This window comes from Rhizobium sp. WYJ-E13, assembly GCF_018987265.1.
Taxonomy (GTDB): domain Bacteria; phylum Pseudomonadota; class Alphaproteobacteria; order Rhizobiales; family Rhizobiaceae; genus Rhizobium.
Map to the genome: position 1 here is coordinate 26,551 of NZ_CP076853.1, position 19,550 is coordinate 46,100.

The 19,550-nt window shown below is 60.8% G+C and carries 14 protein-coding genes and 1 pseudogene; 4 read left to right on the plus strand and 11 right to left on the minus strand.

What is annotated here, in order from left to right:
• Nucleotides 1–28 precede the first annotated feature (28 nt).
• Together trpS and KQ933_RS00150 are read right to left on the minus strand one after the other, a co-directional pair.
• Nucleotides 29–1,093: a tryptophan--tRNA ligase gene (gene trpS, locus KQ933_RS00145; RefSeq protein WP_216756829.1), complete on the minus strand. Its 1,065-nt coding sequence runs from the start codon at nt 1,091–1,093 to the stop codon at nt 29–31.
• A 91-nt stretch (nt 1,094–1,184) separates the two neighbouring features.
• A pseudogene (locus KQ933_RS00150) lies at nt 1,185–1,588 on the minus strand (VOC family protein).
• A 187-nt stretch (nt 1,589–1,775) separates the two neighbouring features.
• On the opposite strand from KQ933_RS00150, the gene KQ933_RS00155 reads away from it, so the two are divergent.
• Entirely contained in the window at nt 1,776–2,204 is a 429-nt protein-coding gene (locus tag KQ933_RS00155) for a D-Ala-D-Ala carboxypeptidase family metallohydrolase (protein WP_216756830.1), read from the plus strand.
• A 57-nt stretch (nt 2,205–2,261) separates the two neighbouring features.
• Here the strand turns inward: KQ933_RS00155 and murJ are convergent, their stop codons facing one another.
• The 4 genes from murJ to mutS form a co-directional block, all read right to left on the minus strand.
• Nucleotides 2,262–3,842, minus strand: a complete 1,581-nt coding sequence (gene murJ, locus KQ933_RS00160) for a murein biosynthesis integral membrane protein MurJ (RefSeq protein ID WP_216756831.1) — start codon at nt 3,840–3,842, stop codon at nt 2,262–2,264.
• Entirely contained in the window at nt 3,839–6,730 is a 2,892-nt protein-coding gene (locus KQ933_RS00165) for a [protein-PII] uridylyltransferase (RefSeq protein WP_216756832.1), read from the minus strand. Before KQ933_RS00165 ends, murJ begins: the two co-directional genes overlap by 4 nt.
• A 114-nt stretch (nt 6,731–6,844) precedes the next feature.
• The gene (locus KQ933_RS00170; protein WP_183727955.1) at nt 6,845–7,120 is read right to left on the minus strand and encodes a hypothetical protein; all 276 of its coding nucleotides are present in this window, start codon (nt 7,118–7,120) and stop codon (nt 6,845–6,847) included.
• 11 nt (nt 7,121–7,131) lie between these two features.
• The gene (gene mutS, locus KQ933_RS00175; RefSeq protein WP_216756833.1) at nt 7,132–9,858 is read right to left on the minus strand and encodes a DNA mismatch repair protein MutS; all 2,727 of its coding nucleotides are present in this window, start codon (nt 9,856–9,858) and stop codon (nt 7,132–7,134) included.
• Between the two features lie 113 nt (nt 9,859–9,971).
• On the opposite strand from mutS, the gene KQ933_RS00180 reads away from it, so the two are divergent.
• Entirely contained in the window at nt 9,972–12,257 is a 2,286-nt protein-coding gene (locus KQ933_RS00180; protein WP_216756834.1) for an NADP-dependent malic enzyme, read from the plus strand.
• 402 nt (nt 12,258–12,659) lie between these two features.
• Here KQ933_RS00180 and KQ933_RS00185 read toward each other — a convergent pair whose 3' ends face one another.
• The 5 genes from KQ933_RS00185 to KQ933_RS00205 form a co-directional block, all read right to left on the minus strand.
• Nucleotides 12,660–13,535, minus strand: a complete 876-nt coding sequence (locus tag KQ933_RS00185; protein ID WP_216756835.1) for a GNAT family N-acetyltransferase — start codon at nt 13,533–13,535, stop codon at nt 12,660–12,662.
• Between the two features lie 109 nt (nt 13,536–13,644).
• Nucleotides 13,645–15,876: a hybrid sensor histidine kinase/response regulator gene (locus KQ933_RS00190; RefSeq protein WP_216756836.1), complete on the minus strand. Its 2,232-nt coding sequence runs from the start codon at nt 15,874–15,876 to the stop codon at nt 13,645–13,647.
• 55 nt (nt 15,877–15,931) lie between these two features.
• Nucleotides 15,932–16,438, minus strand: coding sequence for a signal peptidase II (lspA, locus tag KQ933_RS00195; protein WP_216756837.1), 507 nt, complete (start codon nt 16,436–16,438; stop codon nt 15,932–15,934).
• Nucleotides 16,435–17,292, minus strand: coding sequence for an RNA methyltransferase (locus tag KQ933_RS00200; protein WP_216756838.1), 858 nt, complete (start codon nt 17,290–17,292; stop codon nt 16,435–16,437). The genes lspA and KQ933_RS00200 overlap by 4 nt, the downstream gene beginning before the upstream one ends.
• Nucleotides 17,289–18,386, minus strand: a complete 1,098-nt coding sequence (locus KQ933_RS00205) for a class I SAM-dependent methyltransferase (protein ID WP_216756839.1) — start codon at nt 18,384–18,386, stop codon at nt 17,289–17,291. The genes KQ933_RS00200 and KQ933_RS00205 overlap by 4 nt, the downstream gene beginning before the upstream one ends.
• Nucleotides 18,387–18,501: 115 nt before the next feature.
• On the opposite strand from KQ933_RS00205, the gene KQ933_RS00210 reads away from it, so the two are divergent.
• Together KQ933_RS00210 and KQ933_RS00215 are read left to right on the plus strand one after the other, a co-directional pair.
• On the plus strand, nt 18,502–18,954 hold the full coding sequence (locus tag KQ933_RS00210; protein WP_216756840.1) for a CoxG family protein: 453 nt from the start codon (nt 18,502–18,504) through the stop codon (nt 18,952–18,954).
• 147 nt (nt 18,955–19,101) lie between these two features.
• Nucleotides 19,102–19,545, plus strand: coding sequence for a GNAT family N-acetyltransferase (locus tag KQ933_RS00215; RefSeq protein ID WP_216756841.1), 444 nt, complete (start codon nt 19,102–19,104; stop codon nt 19,543–19,545).
• Nucleotides 19,546–19,550: the final 5 nt, after the last annotated feature.

The window sequence follows — 19,550 nt, forward strand, 5'->3', positions numbered from 1 at the left end:
GAATGCTGCAATCTAGCCAGGAAAGGCTCTAATAGAGGAAGCCGATGATCTCGCGAAGTTCGCGCATCGTCACGTCGGCGCGTGCCCTCGCACGTTCATTGCCGTTGCGCAGGATCGCATCGATATGGCTCGTATCGTTCATCAGGCGGCGCATTTCGCCTGTTATCGGCGATAGCACCTGAACGGCGAGATCGATCAGTGCCGGCTTGAAGACGGAGAATTGCTGGCCGCCGAATTCGGCAAGCACCTGCTCCTTCGTCTTGTCGGCAAGTGCGGCATAGATCGAGACGAGGTTTTCGGCTTCCGGTCGGCTTTCGAGGCCGGCCACTTCGCTCGGCAAGCCGTCCGGATCGGTCTTGGCCTTGCGGATCTTCTTGGAGATCGCGTCCTCGTCGTCCATCAGGTTGATGCGCGACAGGTCCGACGGATCGGACTTCGACATCTTCTTCGTGCCGTCGCGTAGCGACATGACGCGCGGCGCTGGCCCGCCGATCAACGGTTCGACCATCGGGAAATAGGCATGCACCGGCTCGTCGCCGACGGTGATGTCGATCCCGTAATTCGTCTTGCGGATATGCGAGGCGTAATCGAGATTGAACTTCATCGCGATGTCACGCGTCAGCTCAAGGTGCTGCTTCTGGTCCTCGCCGACGGGCACATGCGTGGCGCGGTAGACGAGAATGTCGGCGGCCATCAGGCTCGGATAGGCGTAGAGACCGAGCGAGGCCTGCTCTCGGTCCTTGCCGGCCTTGTCCTTGAACTGCGTCATGCGGTTCATCCAGCCGAGGCGGGCGACACAATTGAAGATCCAGGCGAGTTCGGCGTGCTGCGGTACGGCGGACTGATTGAAGACGATATGCTTTTCAGCGTCGATGCCGGAGGCGATGAAGGCGGCTGCGATCGAGCGCGTCTGTGACAGCATGTCCTCGTGGACGAGCTGCGCAGTCAGCGCATGCAGATCGACGACGCAATAGATGCAGTCGTTGCCGTCCTGGAGCTGCACGAAGCGGCGGATCGCGCCGAGATAATTGCCGAGATGCAGATTGCCCGTGGGCTGAACGCCGGAGAATACGAGCTTCTTGAATTCGCCCATGATGTTGTCCTCGATTAGGCTGGTGGAGGGCCCCAGGGCCAAAGGCCCATGTTGCTAACGCGGGCGCTTATGCACGCGCTCCCGGTCGCAATCAAGAGGCGGTGGGCGCAGCGTGTTGAATGAGGTCGAAGGTGTTGCCGTAAGGATCCGAAAAGACCGCAACGGTGCCGTAAACCTCATGTCGGGGTTCCTCCAGAAAGTGAACGCCGGAACCAAGCATCGCTGCGTGATCGCGCGCAAAATCGTCGGTTTTGAGGAAGAAGCCGACACGCCCGCCGGTCTGATTTCCGACGGCGGCTCGCTGAGCCTCATTTGCCGCCTGCGCCAGCAGAAAGGCCGCGCCATCCCCGCCCTTGGCTTGACGACGACCCAGCGCTTGCCTTCCGGCTGTACTTCATCTTGAAGGCATTCGAAGCCGAGGGCCTCACAATAGAAGGCTTTGGCGCGGTCATAATCGTCGACGACGAGGGTGACGAGAAACAGGGATTGGGTCATGGGATCTCCAGATTGGGAAGTTTATTCCATTTCGATGTGATAAAATGCCCGATTTTACGCCAAATTGATCAGTCATCTTAGCTAAAATTGAGTATAAAATTTCACAGAAAAGCTTTCTTTGAACTGAAAATCCTCTCGCCGGGCTGGCGGCCCAAAGGGGCCGTCGGGATAACCGATCGGAGGGACCATGCAGAACGCCAGTTTGCTCGCCATGGCAGGCCTTTTCGCCCTACAATCAGCAACCACAGCCGTCGGTCAAGATCATCGACGGCAGACCAGCCAACTTCCCAAACACGAGACGCGCATTGCTTACACGATGCAGACCGTCAGCGTTCGCGCCAGCTGTTTTCCGGCGCGATTGCGGGCGGTTTTATCGCATATCGCGGCAAAGACCGGACGACGGCCGATGATAACTTCGGGCTTCCGGCCACACCCCCGCCGCCACGGTTCCATGCACGGGAAATGCCTTGCGGCTGATATCCGGATTCCCGGCGTGTCGGAGCGCACGATCATCGCCGCTGCGAAAACCGCACCCGGCATCGGAGGGATCGGCACCTATTGCAATGGCATCGTCCACGTCGATGTCGGGCCGCAGCGACGATGGGTGGATTGCTAAAGCAATTCCGGCAAAAATGTGCAGCGGTTTCGCGTCCGGAATTGCGTAAAAAGGACGTTAGGCATCTTTCGCCGGTGCCGGTTTGCGATTGAGGTTGCGCCGGATCATGCCGAGGTCTGCTCCGCCGATCAGGAAGGCGGTCGCGAAATAGACGACCATGGAAATCGCGATCAGCAGGCCAAGCGTGCCGACCTTGGTCAAAAGCGGCGCGCCCGAAGCAAGCCAGGGCGCCCAGTGCTGCTTGAGGTAGATGATGACTGTGCCCATGACAGCCGCGGCGACGACCAGCAGCGCTGCGCGTTTGGCCAGTGCCCATTCCCATGTCAGATGACCGCGGCGCAGAAGCGTGGTGAAGAGCAGTACGGTGCTGATCCAGCCGGCAGTGGCTTCAGCGACTGCGATGCCCGGCGCGCCCATATAGGGGAACAGCGTCAGCGCCGCGGCACAGTTGGTCGCCACCGCGATTGCTGAAAAACGCATCGGCGTCTTGGTATCTTCGCGGGCATAAAAGCCCGGCTGCAGCGCCTTGATCAGCACGAAAGCCGGCAAGCCTATGCCGTAGATCGCCAGGATCGATCCGACGAGCAGGGTGTTGTCCTGATGGAAGGCTCCACGCTCATAGAGCACGCGAATAATCTCGTCGGAGAGGATCCACAGCGCGAATGCAGCTGGGATCGTCAGGAACAGCACGAATTCGATCGAGCGATTCTGCAGAAAGGCGGCCTCGCGCAACGCTCCGCCCTTGAGCGAACGGGCAAGCTCGGGCAGCAGTACCACACCGACGGCGACACCGACGACACCGAGCGGAAGCTGGTAGATGCGATCGGCATATTGCAGGGCGGCAATCGCGCCTTCGCGGGAGGAGGCGATTGCCTGGCCGATGAGCTGGTTGATCTGCGTGATGCCACCGGTCACGGCCGCCGGAACCGCAAGGATCAGCAACCGCTTCACGTTCGGCGTTATCTTTGGGAAGCGGAAGCCGATGCTCATGCCGGCATGCAGCACGCCGACATAGACGACGACAAGCTGCAGGATGCCGGCGACCAGCACACCCCAGGAGAGATACCAGGCCGTCGCCAGCGGTTCGGCGCCGGTATAAAGTGTATAAAAGAGCGCGCCGATCATCACGACGTTGAGGAAGATAGGCGCGACGGCAGCGGCGAAGAAGTGATGCAGCGAATTCAGCATGCCGCTCATCATCGCCGTCAGCGACATACACATGAGATAGGGAAACATCACAGCGGCCATGCGGATGGTGATACCGAACTTCTCGGGATCATCAGCAAAGCCCGGCGCGATGACGAAGCGCACAAGCAGCGGCATGGAAAGCTCCATCACGATGGTGATGAGCAGCAGCACGGAAAAGAGAACGCCGAAGACTTCTTCCGAAAAGCGCTTGGCACCGTCAGTGCCGTTCGCTTCGATCTCCTTGGCAAAGAGCGGCACGAAGGCAGCGTTGAAGGCGCCTTCGGCAAACAGCCGGCGGAAGAGATTCGGGAAACGGAAGGCGGCATAGAAGACGTCGGCCATCGGCCCGGTGCCAAGGGCTGCGGCCATCAGCGTTTCGCGGGCAAAACCAAAGATGCGGCTGCCGAGTGTGGCGCCGCCGACCGTGGCGAATTTCTTGACGAGGCTCATGCGGGGGGACCGGCTTTCTTTTCGGCTGATGTAGCGGGTGGCGCGATGATGCCGGAAGGCATACGCTCGCGCAGTTCGTCCTGCTCCTCGGCCATGACCGCTTTCATACGGGCAGTGATATTCGCGCGTTTGCTGTCGCCGGAAATCTTCTGACCGACGAGATCGGTGACGTAGAATGTATCGATGACCTTTTCACCGAAGGTGGTGATGCGCGCAGATTGAATATCGAGCGAAAGATCGGACAGCACCGCTGTCATTTCCGAGAGCAGGCCCGGCCGGTCGAGACATTCCACTTCGATGACCGTAAACTTGTTCGACAGGCTGTTGGTGATCGTCACCGACGGCGGAATGATGAAGGCCTTGCTCTTCTTGCGGTTCTTCGCGCGGGTCGCGATCACCTCGGGCAGGCGCTTGCGGCCGGAAAGCACGTCTTCGATCATCCTGCCGATCGTGGCGGCACGACGAAGCTCGTCCTCGTCGTTCGGAAACTCGCGACTGACATGGATCGTATCGAGCGCGCGGCCATCCGAAGTCGTGAAGATTTGCGCGTCGACGATGTTGGCGCCGGCTGCCGCGCAAGCACCGGCAATGACGGCAAGCAGGCGGGGATGGTCGGGCGAAAGAACGGTGATCTCGGTAATGGCATGGAAACTGTCGGTGCGCACCGAGGTCGCCAGCGCCTGGCCGGCCTTGTCCGCCTGGCGGATGAAATGCGCGTGGCGGATCTGGTCTTCCAGCGGCACGGAGAGCAGGTAGGGCTGGTAGTGCAGCTTGGCATAGGTGCGGCGGTCCTTCTGGCTCCAGTCGGACAGTGCCGCATAGAGCGCCTCGGCGGCAGCCTGGGCACGCTCCTTGCGCGACACCTCGGAGAAGCCGCCGGCAAGCAGCAGTTCCGTCTCGTAGTAGAGCGTGCGCAGCAACTGGCCCTTCCAGCCGTTCCAGACGCCCGGACCGACGGCGCGGATGTCGCAGATCGTCAGGATCATCAGCATCTTCAGCCGATCCAGGGACTGAACGCGATCGGCGAAGTCGGTGATCGTCTTGCGGTCCGTCAGGTCGCGCGTCTGGGCGACCATCGACATGGTCAGATGTTCCTCGATCAGCCAGACGACGATCTCGGTCTGCTTCTGCGACAGGCCGAAACGGGCGCAGAGCTTGCGGGCGACGCGGGCGCCGGCAATCGAATGGTCCTCCTGCCGGCCCTTGGCGATATCGTGCAGCAAGACCGCGACATAGAGCGCCTCGCGGTCCTCGATATGCGGCATGAGCTTGTTGGCGAGCGGATGCAGTTCCTCCGCCTTGCCCTTGTCGATTTCCGAGAGGACATCGATGGCGCGGATCAGGTGCTCGTCGACCGTATAGTGGTGATACATATTGAACTGCATCATCGCGACGATCTTGCCGAATTCGGGAATGAAGCGGCCGAGCACGCCGGCCTCGTTCATGCGCCGCAGGATCAGCGCCGGATCGCGCTTGGACGTCAGGATCGACAGGAACAGCCGGTTGGCCTCGTCGTTCTCGCGCAGATCGTTGTTGACGAGACCGAGTGAACGCGTGACGCGCTTCAGCGCATCGGGATGGAATTCGAGCCCGTTGATATCGGCGACATGGAACAGCCTGATAATGCTGACCGGATCGCGCTTGAAGACATCGGGATTGGCGAGCGCGATACGGCCGCGATCTTCCACGAACTCGACGCTGCCGGGGATCTTGCGGTTACGGTGGGTAAAGCGGCTGATGACGCCGGTCAGGCCGGGGATCGACTTTGCCTGCTGGTCTTCAAGTGCTGCACAAAGGATGCGGGTCAGATCGCCCACGTCTTTGGCGATCAGGAAATAGTGCTTCATGAAGCGCTCGACGGCCGAGAGGCCGGGGCGCGAATGATAGCCGAGAGCCTCGGCGATCTCGCGCTGGATATCGAAGGAAAGACGCTCCTCGGCCTTTCCGGTGAGGAAGTGCATGTGGCAGCGCACAGCCCAGAGAAAATCGTCGGCCTTTTCCAAGAGCCGGTATTCCTGCTTCGACAGCACGCCGAGCGGCACAAGATCCGCCGGGTCGCGGACGTGATAATAATATTTCGAAATCCAGAAGAGCGTGTGCAGGTCGCGAAGGCCGCCTTTGCCCTCCTTGACGTTCGGCTCGACGAGGTATCGCGTGTCGCCCGCTTTGCGGTGGCGCTCGTCGCGTTCAGCGAGCTTGGCGGCGATGAATTCCGGTCCGGTGCCGGTGACGATTTCCTTGTCGAAGCGGGCTTCCAGCTCGGTCTCCAGCGACTTCAGCCCGCAGATGTAGCGCATCTCCAGAATAGCGGTGCGGATCGTCATGTCGGATTTGGAAAGCGCGATGCATTCCTCGACCGTGCGGGTCGCATGCCCGACCTTGAAGCCCATGTCCCACAGCATGTAGAGCATGAACTCGACGGCCTTGTGCGTCTCTTCCGCCGGCTTCGGCAGGAAGAGGAAGAGCAGGTCGATATCGGAGCCCGGCGCCAGCGTGTCGCGGCCATAGCCACCGACAGCGGTCACCGCAAACTTGTCCTTCTGCTTCGGGAAGACATGCTCGGTGGCGAAATTATAGAGAACGGCAATGATCTGGTCCTGCAGCCAGGAAATGCGGTGGGCGCAATCAAGTCCGCCACCTTGGGCATCGAGCAGGTCACGCGCCTTCCTGCGGCCTTCGACGCTCGCCTTCTTCAAAACGGCAAGAAGATCGTTGCGCAGCACGTCGGGACGGTTGCGGTTGGCTTCGGCAATGGCGTCGCTTTGCCCCTGCAGCAGTTCCACATCGAGGATTTCTGAGAAATCGATGTCGTACATCCCCATCGGCCGAGCGGTTGCCTCTTCGGTCCGGGCCGCGTGCTCGTGGCGTGCCTCTGATTTCGTCTGCATGCGCTATTGCCTCTTTGCCCGCCTGATGACACAGGCGTTCATATTGCATGAACCCTTAAATTTGGCGAAATGGTGTTGGCAAGCCGTTGGCGAGGGATGCTTTGCCGCAAGTTCTCAGGCTGAGCCCTGTGCCAGCAGCGTATTGAGAACTTGCCGAGTCTCGCTCATGATGCCGTTAAGCGTCGCCTTGTCACATTCGCGGTATCCAGCGTCAATGATCGCACCGCTCAGTTCGCCGATGACAAGGCAGGAACCGGTGATCTTCGCCATGCCGATCGGCGTGTTCCAGCCGCGCGCCTCAAGATTACCATCCGATTGTTTCATGATTTCGAGCATCGAGACGATGACGGAGAGGCGCTGCGTTTCCTGAAGCAGTTTTTCCATGAACACGGGGGCTGCTCCTACTTCATCTTCTTTTTGAGGTCGTAAAGCGCATCGAGCGCCTCGCGCGGTGTCATGTCGTCGAGGCTCATCGTCTTCAGCGCTTCCTCCACCTTGGAAGGCCCGCGGGATGTCTCTTCCCGGCGCACGGCCACCTGGAAGAGCGGCAGATCATCGATCAGCTGGCTCGCCGGATTCTTCCGATCGGCATCTTCCAGGCGCGTCAATACATCGCGTGCTCGGGCGACGACAGAAGCCGGCAGGCCGGCAAGCCGCGCGACCTGAATGCCGTAGGATCGGTCGGCCGCACCTGGACCGACTTCATGCAGGAAGATGACGTCGCCGTCCCATTCCTTCACCCGCATTGTCGCGTTCGATAGCCGGGCAAGCTTTTCGGAGAGCACTGTCAGCTCGTGGAAATGCGTGGCAAAGAGCCCACGGCAGCGATTGGCCTCGTGCAGATGCTCGACGGCGGCCCAGGCGATGGAAAGGCCGTCGAAGGTCGCAGTACCGCGGCCGATCTCGTCGAGAATGACGAGGGAACGATCGGTTGCCTGGTTGAGGATTGCAGCCGTCTCGACCATTTCCACCATGAAGGTGGAACGCCCGCGCGCCAGATCGTCGGAGGCGCCGACGCGCGAAAACAGCCGGTCGACGATACCGATATGCGCTGACGTTGCCGGCACGAAGGAGCCCATCTGGGCGAGAATCGAGATCAGCGCGTTCTGCCGCAGGAAGGTCGACTTACCGCCCATATTCGGGCCGGTCAGCAGCCAGATCGCCCCATCCTTGCCGTCGGAGACCGGCGACAGATCGCAATTATTGGCGACGAAAGGGCCGATGGACTGACGCCGCAGGGCCTGTTCGACAACAGGGTGACGCCCGCCCTCGATGGCAAACATCTTCGATCCGTCGACCAGTGGCCGGCAATAAGCCTGCTCTTCGGCAAGCAATGCCAGCCCTGCCGCAACATCGATGACGGCCAGCGCCCGGGCGCCGGCTTTGATCGCTTCGGCTTCGGCGACAGTCGCTTCGGTCATCCGATCGAAGGCCTCAAGCTCGATCTGCAGTGCGCGGTCGGCGGCATTGGCGATGCGGCTCTCGAGATCGGCGAGTTCCGTCGTCGTGAACCGCATGGCATTCGCCATCGTCTGGCGATGGATGAAGCGGGCCTTCGCCTCGGCCGTATCTGTCATCGGTCCGGCATTGCTGGCGGTGACCTCGATGAAATAACCGAGGATATTGTTGTGTTTGATCTTCAGCGATTTGATGCCGGTCTCGTCGGCATATTGCAGTTGCAGACCGGCAATGACCCGGCGCGACTGATCACGCAGCGCCCGAACCTCGTCAAGATCGGCATTCGCGCCGTCGCGCAGGAAGCCGCCATCGCGTTTCAGGAGCGGCAGTTCCTCGGCAAGGTTTTCCGCAAGCAAGGTTTCGAGGCCTGATGGTAGTGCCTGCAGTCCCTTGCGCGCCTGCTCCAGTTCTTCCGGCAGCATCGCGCTTACCAGCAGACTGGCGATATGCGCGGCAGCGCCAAGCCCCTGGCGAATCGCCCAGAGATCACGCGGACCGCCACGGTCGAGTGCCAGGCGGGAGAGCGCCCGCGGCATATCGGGCACATGTTTCAGCGCATCGCGCAGCTCGCCGCAGAGCGACGGCTCCTGCATCAGGAAGCCGATCGAATCCAGCCGCTCATTGACGCGGATGGGGTCTGTCAGCGGCGACATCAGCCGTTCGGCGAGCAGTCGCGCCCCGCCGCCGGTCGTCGTGCGGTCGATCGCCTTCAGCAGCGCGCCGTTGCGGTCGCCGGACAGCGTGCGCACAAGCTCGAGATTGGCGCGCGTGGCCGGATCGATGAACAGCGTCGAGGCGCCGCTTTCCCGTTCCGGCCTGCCAAGCGGCGGCCGCTCGGCGATCTGCGTCTTCTCGACATACGCGACGGCAGCTGCTGCAGCCGCAAGCTCGGCGCGCGAAAAACTTCCGAAACCGTCGAGCGTCGAAACATCGAAATAGCGCGCTATGCGGGTCTCCGCCGTCGCGCTATCGAAAAGCACAGCCGGCTGTGGAACGGCCGTGCGGCCAAGCACGTCGAAGACTGATTTCAGCTCGCCGTCATAAAAGATCGTATCCGGCACGATGAGCTCGCGCGGATCGATACGCAGGATATCGGCAAGCAGCCGCGAAGCATCCGTCTCCGCCACCCGAAAAACGCCGGTGGAAATATCGATCCAGGCGAGCGCCAGCACAGGCTCGGTAGAGCCGCGAATGCGCGACAGCGCCATCAGATAATTTGATTCCGAGGGAGAAAGCAGCTTTTCCTCGGTAATGGTACCCGGTGTGACCAAGCGAATGACGTCGCGCTTGACGACCGATTTCGAGCCGCGTTTCTTGGCTTCCGCCGGGTCTTCCACCTGCTCGCAGACAGCGACGCGAAAGCCGAGCGCGATCAATTTCTGCAGGTAATCGTCGGCCGCATGCACAGGCACGCCGCACATCGGAATGTCCTGCCCCATATGCTGGCCGCGCTTGGTCAGCGTGATTCCGAGCGCGCGCGAAGCCTCGAGCGCATCCTCGAAGAACAGCTCGTAAAAATCGCCCATGCGATAGAAGAGCAGCGAATCCGGATTATTCGCCTTGATCTCGATAAATTGTTCCATCATCGGCGTAGCCGAGGCGCGGCTTTCCTCAGTCGCGAGCTCGGCTGCCGAGAAGGCTTCGTTTCTGCTGTCTATTCGTGCGTTCACGGAGGTGCAGTTTTTCCCAAAAAAACAGGTGCCAACCCTATCCGCGCGCCGCTATAGATGACAACAGCAATTGGGAAAGAGGAAAACGTCACCCACAGACGTTTGGAGGAGGCATGTCGCAGATGGAGAAGAAAGAACGGCCGGTGACCTCTGTTACCGACAAGGAAGCGCTCGAATTTCACGCGATGGGTCGGCCAGGAAAGCTGGAGATCAACCCGACCAAGCCGATGGCGACACAGCGCGACCTCTCGCTTGCCTATTCTCCCGGCGTCGCGGTGCCCGTCAAAGCCATCGCCACCGATCCCGCCACCGCCTACGACTATACGACCCGAGGCAATATGGTCGCCGTCATCTCCAACGGAACCGCCATCCTTGGCCTCGGCAATCTCGGAGCATTGGCTTCCAAGCCGGTCATGGAAGGCAAGTCCGTCCTCTTCAAGCGTTTCGCCGATGTCGATTCGATCGACCTTGAAGTCGACACGGAAAATGTCGACGAGTTTATCAACTGCGTGCGCTTCCTCGGCCCGTCCTTCGGCGGCATCAATCTGGAAGACATCAAGGCGCCGGACTGTTTCGTCATCGAAAGCCGCCTGCGCGAGCTGATGGATATTCCCGTATTCCATGACGACCAGCACGGCACGGCAATCATTGCCGCTGCCGGCCTCATCAATGCGCTGGAGCTGACAGGCCGCGATCTCAAGACCACCAAGCTCGTCTGCAACGGCGCCGGTGCTGCCGCCATCGCCTGTGTCGAGCTCATCAAGTCGATGGGTTTTGCGCCCGAGAACATCATCCTTTGTGATACCAAGGGTGTCATTTATCAGGGCCGCACTGAAGGCATGAACCAGTGGAAATCGGCCCATGCGGCAAAGACCGATACCCGCACGCTGGAAGAGGCCATGAAGGGTGCGGACGTCGTTCTTGGCCTGTCACAGAAGGGGGCCTTCTCCGAGGAAATGATCCGCTCCATGGCCGACCGGCCGATCATCTTCGCTATGGCCAATCCCGATCCGGAAATCACGCCAGAGGAAGTCTCCCGTATCCGTGACGACGCCATTATGGCGACTGGTCGTTCGGATTATCCGAACCAGGTCAACAACGTGCTGGGCTTTCCGTATATCTTCCGCGGCGCCCTCGACGTCCGCGCCACGACCATCAATGACGCGATGAAGATCGCTGCCGTGAAGGCGCTCGCAAGCCTCGCCCGTGAGGACGTGCCCGATGATGTCGCGGCCGCCTATCAGGGCAACCGTCCGCGCTTCGGCGCTCAATATATCATCCCGGTTCCCTTCGATCCGCGCTTGATCTCCGCCATTCCGGCAGCCGTTGCCGAAGCGGCGATCGAAAGTGGCGTCGCCCGCAAGATCATCAGCGATATGGCCGGCTACAAGCGAGAGCTGTCGGCCCGCCGTGATCCGATCGCCTCCACGCTCGCCAGCCTCTATGAGCGTGTCCGCCGTCATCCGAAACGCGTGGTCTTCGCCGAGGCCGAAGAGGAGCAGGTGCTGCGCGCCGCTATGTCCTACGCCAACCAGCAGCTCGGCACCGCCATTCTGCTCGGCCGTGAGGATTTGATCCGGGCGACTGCCGAGCGTGCCGGCATCGATCTCAATCGTCCGGGCCTGGAGATCGTCAATGCCCGTATCTCGACACGGGTCGACGCCTATATCGACTATCTCTATGCCCGCCTGCAGCGCAAAGGCTACCTGCACCGCGACGTGCAGCGCCTCATCCATAATGACCGCAACCATTTTGCGGCGACCATGGTGGCGCTTGGCGATGCCGACGGCATGGTGACCGGTATTACCCGCAACTATTCGACCGCGCTTGAGGACGTGCGCCGCTGCATCGACCAGAAGCCGGGCCATCGTGTGATCGGCGTGTCGATCGCGCTTTGCCGCGGCCGTACGGTCTTCGTTGCCGATACCGCGGTTCACGATATGCCGACGGCTGAGGAACTGGCCGATATTGCCGAGGAGGCCGCCGGCCTCGCGCGCCGCATGGGCTACCAGCCGCGCATCGCAATGCTTGCCTATTCCACCTTCGGCCATCCCTCGGGCGAACGTTCCGAGCGCGTCCGCGAGGCCGTGAAGATCCTCGACAAGCGCCGCGTCGATTTCGAATATGATGGCGAAATGTCCGCCGACGTTGCCCTGAATCGCAAGGCGATGGAGCAATATCCCTTCTGCCGTCTTTCCGGTCCGGCCAACGTCCTCGTCATGCCGGCATTCCACTCGGCTTCAATTTCGACGAAGATGCTGCAGGAACTCGGCGGCTCGACGGTCATCGGCCCGATCCTCGTTGGTCTCGACAAGGCGGTGCAGATCACCTCGATGGGTGCCAAGGACAGCGATATCGTCAACATGGCTGCGATCGCGGCCTATGGCGCCGGTTCCTGATTGATGGAGAGGGCGAAGCGCGCATCCGGTTCGCCCTCGAATGACCTAGCCGGCAAAGGCAATCAGGTTCTCATCCGGATCGCAGACGATGCACCCTATGGCTCCAGTCTCAATGGTTGATGAAACGGAACATTCTTTGCTGTGTATTCAAGAAACAACGTCTTCACGTCATCTAGCGGTATCGTCGCTGAAAGGATATCCTTATCCCGTTGGTGAAGTTCCGGATCGAAAACCGGAACTGCTTGGCCTTCTTCTTGAGGTTTTCCAGATTCGGCATGGCGCGAGGTTTGATCTTGTAGGCGGGCATAGCCCAGCCGGCACCAATGCCGATGCGCCCTACTGACGACGCCATGAGAGAATGAATGGATCGCCGTTAGCCGTCAAGCGATGGCTATGCTGCGACTAGCTGGCGAAACGGCCGGCATCTGCGCCGTAATAGTTCAAATAGCGATCGGAAATGCTGGATATAGGCAGCACGATCAGCACGTCGGTCGTGTTGAAGGCCTGGTCGACCACTGCGCTGGAACCAACCATGGCGCCGAGGCGCAGGTAACCCTTGATGAGCGGCGGCAGCGCCATCAATGCCCTTTTCGGATTGACGCCTTCAGCCGGCATCAGGTCCATATCGCGGGCCAGATGCGGCAGCGCGCCGACGGCCCATTCATCCTTGGCAAGCACATTGTGAAAAAGGAACGAAAGAGCCAGCGCGTGGCCTTCCGGGTAAATTCCCGGGAAGGAGGCGCAGCCGAACATGGCGCTCATGCCGTGCTTCAGCGCATAGGCCCAATTGCCCTGCCAGAGCAGTTCGACCGTGCGTTTGGTGCGGTATTCCGGCAGCACGCAGGAGCGCCCGAGTTCCATGAAGCGCTTGTCGGGATGACGGGAAATCAGTTCGTCGATCGCAAACTCGGAAGCCGAGTAAAAACCGCCATTGGCCATGGCGATTTCCTGCCTGAGCAGGCGGTAGGTACCGACGATCTGGTCTTCGGCATCGCCATCGATCGAGCGGTCGAGAACCAGAAGATGGTCGCAGAAAGCGTCATAGGCATCGAAGTCGCGCTCGCGGCGCATGGCGTCCGCCGGCAGCTGAGCTTTCATTTCCTCGACGAAAACGCGGTAGCGCACGGCCTGTGCGGCATCGATTTCGCGTGCACTGCGGGCAAGGCGGGTCTCGAGGTTGCCGATGCGGCCGAGAACATCGTCTTCCTTCGGGGCGGCAGCCGTCGACGGCCGGGAGGCCTCGGCGGTAGCGTCACAATTGAGGATGTCAACAGACATGGCGATTCTCCCGTTGCCGGCTTATCACACGCCATAAAACACTTATATGCGACAGGAAAGTGACATACCGAATTTTGTGCACGCAAGAAACGTGCCGATTTCTCCAGCTTCAGCGCGCCTCAGCGCGGCGGGCTGAAAGAGCAACAACCGCCTGTACTTCGGTGAGCAGCCTGACCGGATCTACCGGTTTTACCATGACGCGATTGGCGCCGTTGAGCAAGACCTGTCGCCGCGATTCGTCGCTCTTGTCCGCAGTCAGAACGATGACCGGAACCGGTTGAAGATCGAGCCGCCGCTCGTGTCCGCGAAGGCGTCCGAGCATGTCGATACCGTTGCCGCCGGGCATGGAAAGATCGCTGATGATGATGTCGGGTCGATCGTCACCGAGCGCGCTGTCCAGCAGAGATTCGAAATCCTCGACATGCCGGACCGAATGGCCGCCCTTTTCCAGCATGACACGCACCAGCATGGCGTTGATCGGGTCGTCCTCGCCGAGCAGGATGGATAGCCCGTCGCCTGTCGTCGTGCGTTCTGCAACCGAGAGGCCGATGCCCGGTTGGTTGTCGTTCAGCGCGTCGCGCTTTTCCATGCCGCGCATGCGCCCGCGCAGGACGTCGATCAGCGACTGTTCGCGCAGCGGCCGGATCAGCCACGCATCGAAGAGGTCGAGCGAATGCGAGTTGCGCTCTTCCGGATTGACGAGCAGCACCTTGCGCAGGCCGAGTGCTGCAATCTCCGTGCGATCGGCGATATGCAGCGAGAACTCCTCGGACATGCGGTGGTCGACGATGATATCGGTGGGCCGGTCGCCGCTTCGGGCAAGCGACAGCAGGCTTTCGCGCGCCGCCTCGCCGCCGGCGACCAGATGACAGCGCCCCCCGAGCGTCGTGATCGTCTCGGCGATCGCCGTGCGAGCCGCACCCGCCGGGGCGAGCAGCACGATGCTGTTTCCTGCCAGCAATGTATTCCGGCTCGTGGTATCTTCCTCGGAGAGTTCGGCCGGGAAGCGGATGGTGAACTGGCTGCCCTTGCCCCTTTCGCTTGCAACTGCCAGCGAGCCGCCGAACTCGCGCAGGATGCGGGCGGAGATCGCAAGGCCGAGACCCGTGCCATTGCTCTTCTGGACAAGGCTGCCGCCCTGCTCGAATTCACCGAATATGCGCGCCTGCTCCTCCGCTGTCATACCAGGCCCGGTATCGGTCACCGATATCAGCAATTCGTTGGCCGCTCTTGAGACACGGATGAAGACGCCGCCGGCCTGCGTGAACTTCACCGCATTGCCGATGACGTTAAAAAGTACCTGCCGCAGGCGCGCCGGATCGAAGCTCATCAGCTCCGGCACGTCGGAAGAGACGGTCGCACCGATCTCGATGCCTTTCTCATGAGCGCGATGAGCCAGCATCTCCACAACGCTCTCGACGAGTTTACGCAAGGATTCCGATCGTGGGCGGAGCTGGAAACGGCCGACCTCTATAGTCGAGAAGTCGAGCAGATCCTCGACGAGCTGGGTCAGCGCATGGCCGGACTGACGGATACTGGTGAGATAATTCTGCTGTTCCTGTGTCAGCTTCGTTTCGGAAATCAGATGCGCCATGCCGAGAATGCCTGATAGAGGCGTGCGGATTTCATGGCTGACGGTGGCGAGCAGCCGCGATTTGGCGGCGCTGTTATATTCGGCCTTCTGCCGGGCTTCCTCGCGGCCTTCGGCAGCAAGCCGCTCTTCGGTCACATCGCGCGCGATGCTCTGCAGAAGCAGGCGCCCGTTTGCCGGGTCGCGGGTCACGACATCGTGCCAGAGAAAGATGCGCTGTCCGGCGGGCGTTGAAATCTCCACGTCGTAACGATGCGGCTGCGGACCGGGGCGGAAGGCAAGGCCGATCTCTTCGCAGGTCTGGCCTTCGGGTTTTGCGCGCCCCGTGAGGCGGCGGAACGTCTCGTTGGCGCCAATGATGCGCCGGTCCATCATGCGGGTGACGACGATATCGTCGAGCACGTCATGGACCGTGCCGAGCAGGCCGGTCGCATCGACGCGTTCCGGCGTCTCCGGGCTGCGGCCGCCGTGCCTGTTTCCGGTCCTGAAAAGAAGAGCAAGATAACCTGCAATGGCAGCAATCAGGATGAGGCCGAGGCCAGCCATGAGCGGGCCGCCCCAGTGAGAAAGCAGGAGCAGCAGGATCGCCGAAAGAAGACCCGATCCGCCGAGCCAGTGGAAGATCAATGGATGCCGGGAGCGAAAAAGAGCCGGCGACAATTCACCCGCCGTGCGGCCGTGATAGGCCCTAGCGGCGGCTCCGCCGAATGCGGCGGACAATCGTTCCTGTAGCTGCGCCATATTCTGCATGCAATACAGCTAACATATCGCCCGTTCCGAATGTTTTCAGGAATCCGCTAAAAATTTAGCGATCCGCCTTTTTCGGCTTTTGCAGCATTTCGTCGAGGATGACGCAGCCGGCGCCGACGGTGATGAAGCTGTCGGCGAGATTGAAGACGGCGAAAGACCAGGTTTCCGTATGGAAGAGGATGTAGTCGATCACATGCCCATAGGCGAAACGGTCGACGAGATTGCCGATCGCCCCCGCGATGATGAGCGCATAGCCGAGATGCGCCAGCCAGCGATCCTTGGAGGTGCGATGCCAGAGATAAAGCACGAAGGCGACGATGATCAGGCGCATGCCGACGATGAACCAGCCATCCATGCCTGACAGCATCGAGAAGGCGACGCCGAGATTATAGGTGCGGTAGAGCGCCAGCATCGGAATGACGGGCACGGCTTCTTGCAGCGGCAGATAGAGGTCGACGGCAATCTTGACGATCTGGTCGAGGATAACGGCGACCAAGATGAAGATCAGGATTGGCAGGGGCCGCGAGAAGAGTGCCGGGCGTACGGTCGTCTGGTCGGTCATTTGCCCTCGGACAGTGAGAGGAGATGGCGGCGTGCCTCGAAGAGCATGACGGCGGTGGCAACGGCCAGATTCAGGGAATCGGCGCGGCCCTGCTGCGGAATGCGGGCAAGTGCATCCGCCTCCTTGGCGAGCTGATCCGGCAGGCCAGATTGTTCGTTGCCCATCAGCAGTACGACGGGCTTCTTCTTGTAATCGATCGTGCGGTAGTCGACCGAGCCGGCAAGGTGGGTCGCAACGACCGAGACGCCGGCCTGCTTCTTCCAGGCGATGAATTCCTCTGCGGTGGCGTGAGCGACCGGAACGGCGAAAACCGAGCCCATCGTGGCGCGCACCGTTTCCAGAGAGAAAGGATCGGTCGTCTCGCCAACAAGGATGACGCCGGACGCACCGGCGGCATCGGCGGTGCGGATGATCGTTCCGAGATTGCCGGGATCGCGCACGCGGTCGAGAGCCACCCAGGTCTCGCCTTCCTTCGGTCGGATATGCTTCAGCGCCTTCCAGCGGTTTTCGAAGATACCGACCACCATCTGCGGATTGTCGCGCCGGGTGATCGAGGAGAGCACCTTTTCGCTGACTTCGAGCACGAGGCCGCCGGAAGCCACCGTCTTTGCTGCCATCTGCTCGACCAGCGGCTTGCCCTTGGCAGCCTTCGCATAGACGAGCGTGCGGATGGTCCAGCCAAGCTCGATCGCATCGATGACGAGTTTCAGGCCTTCGGCCATGAAAGTGCCGCTCTCCTCGCGCGACTTCTTGTTCGTCAGCGCCTTGATATCCTTGATGATCGGATTGGCAAGCGAGGTGACTTCCTTCACCTGTCCGACCTTGCGGGGGCCGCGATCGTGGAGTTCGTTCATTTCGGCACCCAGCGGGAAAAGAGAGAGGTGGAAAGCGCGCGGCCCGGCGTCTTGCCGTCGAGGCCTGCCTCGCGGATGACGAGTTCGCCGGATTCGACCACCCCGCCGGCGCCGCGCATCGTCTCGCGCATCAACTCGTGGATGGAATAGAAGCTCGCTCGGATCGAATAGGCCGTCAGCACCAGCCCGAGCGCCCTCGGCGACAGGATTTCCCGGCAGATATCCAGCATCAGCGGCAGATGTTCGAACAGATGCCAGACTTCGCCGTTCGGCCCGCGGCCGAATTTCGGCGGATCGGTGAGGATGATGTCGTACTGACTGCCGCGGCGCTCCTCGCGCAGGATGAACTTCATCGCATCCTCGCAGATCCAGCGGATCGGCAGCTTCTCCATGCGCCCCAGCGCCTGGTTTTCGCGTGCCCAGCCGATCGCCTTCTTCGAGGCATCGACATGGGTGACCTCTGCGCCGGCCGCAGCGGCAACCAGCGAGGCGACGCCCGTATAACCGAAGAGGTTCAATACCTTCAGCGGACGGCCGGCGCTTTCCACTTGGTTTTTCATCCAGCTCCAGTGAACGATCTGCTCGGGAAAGACGCCGACGTGACGGAAAGACGTGAAGCGGCCAAAGAAATCGACACCGAGCAGGTTGAGCGGCCAGGTTTCGCCAAGCGCCTCCTTGGGAAAGCGCCAGCGTCCCGTGCCCTCTTCATCCGTATCTCCGGTGAAGACGGCATCGACCTTTTCCCAGACATGAGCAGGCTGCGACGGCTGCCACAACGCCTGACCTTCGGGCCGGACGATCCGGTAGGGGCCGTATTGCTCGAGCTTCTGGCCGTTGCCGCTGTCAATCAGATGGAAATCGCCCGCACCCGTCGATTCCAAGATGACAGGCACGCGCTCGGCCGGCCGGTCGCCAGTACGGACTGTCAACGGACGTTCGATTGCGGCCGGAACCGCTGCCGGCGGGCGCTTATCCCGCGCGGGAGCGGCCTTTGCGGTCGGCTTTTCCGATCTTGCCGGCCGCGCATCGGCGCGGCGACCGCCCGAAGGGCCTGCCGTCGTCTTCGCGCCGGGCCGGCGTTCTCTTTGTTTCAACGTGGTCTTCCGCGTCTTAAATTCGATTGAGCCAGTGCAAATAGCATCCCGTCCGACCTTGGCAAAGCGCTTTCCCATCATGATATGGTCCAGCTATGGAAATGGGGAATTGCTGATGGACCTGATCGGGGAGGAACGCATCGCCGCGCCGCGGGATGTCGTGTGGGCGGCTATGAACGATCCCGATATCATCAGGCAATGCATCCCTGGCTGCCAGAGTGTGGAAAAACTGTCGCCGACGCAATTCCTGGCAACTGTCAAAGTCGGCTTCGGCCTGTTTTCAGTGACCTTCAACGGCGAGATCAGACTTTCGAACGTCGATGCGCCGCGCAGTTACACGATCGCCGCGGAAGGGCGGGGCGGCATTGCCGGCTTCGCCAAAGGTGAAGCCGATGTTACCTTGGTCGATGAGGGGCTGCATACTCTTCTGCGCTATGAAGCCGACGGCGATACCGGAGGCCGGATTGCCGAGATCGGCAGCCGGTTGATCCGTGCCACGCTGGAAAAGCTTGCTCGTCGCTTCTGGGGAAATTTCAATGCTGCCGTCGTCGAAAAGGCTGCAGGCTAGAGCTCTGTGCGGCCATTCGGACGCCCAAAGGACGCTCTATCTCTTTGAATCTACGCATCAGGCTTTCCGAAAATCGATTCCGATTTTCAGGCCGATGCTGTAGCTCGAAGACCTGGCATCCCCGAAAATCCCTTTTACGCAAGACCGATGACCTGGAAAATCCGACCAAACCGCCCCGAAGATGTGATGCAGCTTGCCGACATCTACCTGTCCGTCCGGCGCCAGACCTTTACCTGGGTCGATCCCGGAAATTTTTATCAGGAAGATTTTGCCGCCCATACGAATGGCGAGGTCGTTTCCGTCTGCGAGGGAGAAGATGGGAGAATAGCCGGTTTCATCTCGATCTGGGCGGCGGATGATTTCATCCACATGCTCTACATTCTGCCCGAATTTCAGGGCAAAGGCGCGGGAACCGCCTTGCTGCAATCGCTTCCCGCCTGGCCAAAGCACCCGTATAGGCTGAAATGCCTCGTCAATAACCGCCACGCCAAGGCTTTCTATCTGGCACATGGCTTTCAGGTCACCGGCAGGGGCGCCTCGACCGAAGGCGACTATGAAGAGCTGAGTTTTGTTCCGGCGTCAGGCGAATAGAAGCA

Coding starts and splice junctions, on each gene's coding strand:
- trpS (WP_216756829.1), bottom strand. CDS start 1,093: ATGGGCGAATTCAAGAAGCTCGTATTCTCCGGCGTTCAGCCCACGGGC.
- KQ933_RS00155 (WP_216756830.1), top strand. CDS start 1,776: ATGCAGAACGCCAGTTTGCTCGCCATGGCAGGCCTTTTCGCCCTACAA.
- murJ (WP_216756831.1), bottom strand. CDS start 3,842: ATGAGCCTCGTCAAGAAATTCGCCACGGTCGGCGGCGCCACACTCGGC.
- KQ933_RS00165 (WP_216756832.1), bottom strand. CDS start 6,730: ATGCAGACGAAATCAGAGGCACGCCACGAGCACGCGGCCCGGACCGAA.
- KQ933_RS00180 (WP_216756834.1), top strand. CDS start 9,972: ATGTCGCAGATGGAGAAGAAAGAACGGCCGGTGACCTCTGTTACCGAC.
- KQ933_RS00185 (WP_216756835.1), bottom strand. CDS start 13,535: ATGTCTGTTGACATCCTCAATTGTGACGCTACCGCCGAGGCCTCCCGG.
- KQ933_RS00190 (WP_216756836.1), bottom strand. CDS start 15,876: ATGCAGAATATGGCGCAGCTACAGGAACGATTGTCCGCCGCATTCGGC.
- lspA (WP_216756837.1), bottom strand. CDS start 16,438: ATGACCGACCAGACGACCGTACGCCCGGCACTCTTCTCGCGGCCCCTG.
- KQ933_RS00200 (WP_216756838.1), bottom strand. CDS start 17,292: ATGAACGAACTCCACGATCGCGGCCCCCGCAAGGTCGGACAGGTGAAG.
- KQ933_RS00210 (WP_216756840.1), top strand. CDS start 18,502: ATGGACCTGATCGGGGAGGAACGCATCGCCGCGCCGCGGGATGTCGTG.
- KQ933_RS00215 (WP_216756841.1), top strand. CDS start 19,102: ATGACCTGGAAAATCCGACCAAACCGCCCCGAAGATGTGATGCAGCTT.